This window comes from Faecalibacillus intestinalis, assembly GCF_003024685.1.
Classification (GTDB): Bacteria; Bacillota_I; Bacilli_A; order Erysipelotrichales; family Coprobacillaceae; genus Faecalibacillus; species Faecalibacillus intestinalis.
Genome location: NZ_PYLQ01000047.1, coordinates 1 through 818, shown reverse-complemented (window position 1 = coordinate 818; position 818 = coordinate 1). Strand labels below are relative to the sequence as shown.

General features: G+C 29.5%; 1 protein-coding gene. It reads left to right on the top strand.

Translation table 11 applies throughout. From position 1 onward, the window contains the following. Positions 1–12 precede the first annotated feature (12 nt). The coding region (locus C7U54_RS14410; RefSeq protein WP_193448621.1) for a transposase at positions 13–818 on the top strand (806 nt) is incomplete at its 3' end.

The following is an 818-nucleotide window of genomic DNA, read 5'->3' as shown; positions in this document are numbered from 1 at the left end:
TAAATTATTATTATGAACAACGAATTATTAAAACTATTTGATATCAAGGATGATGTTGTTGAAACATTTACTGTAGATCATAAAGAATCTAATTATGAAATCGATATTAGATTCAAGCCATCTAGATTTTCATGTCCTACATGTGGCAGCACTCATTTCATTAGTAAAGGCAATAAGAAAAGATCTCTTGTATCTGTACCTGTTAATGATAAACCTGTAAAGATGATTACTTATGTTAAAAGGTATAAATGCATTGACTGTAATGCTTCTTTTTCTGATGTAAATCCTATTGCTTATGGTGATTGGTCTTTTACTAGAACAGCTATCTTTTCTATTCTAAACAGGTTAAAACCTTATAATGCTACTTATGCTTCCATTGCTAGAATGTTTGGTGTTTCTTCTACCAGAATCATGGAAATATTTGATACTTTTGTCAGAATTAAAAGACATAGCCTTCCTAGAGTTCTATTGATTGATGAATTTTATTTCTCTAGAAACTCCAAATATAAATATCCTGCTATCCTTATGAACTTTGAAAACAATTTGATTATTGATATCGTTGAATCCAGAACTCATGATATCATGTCCGACTATCTATTTAAGATTGATTTGGAAGAAAGAAAAAAGGTCGAATACATATGCACTGATATGAGCTTTATATTCAAACCCTTACTAAAGACATATTTTCCAAATTCGACCTTGCTTGTTGACCATTTTCACGTTACCAGACTAATAAATGATCAACTCAATCATACTCGAAAAAGAATTATGCGTAAATATGCTAAAAATAAAAAATCCAGAGAATACAGATTATTGAA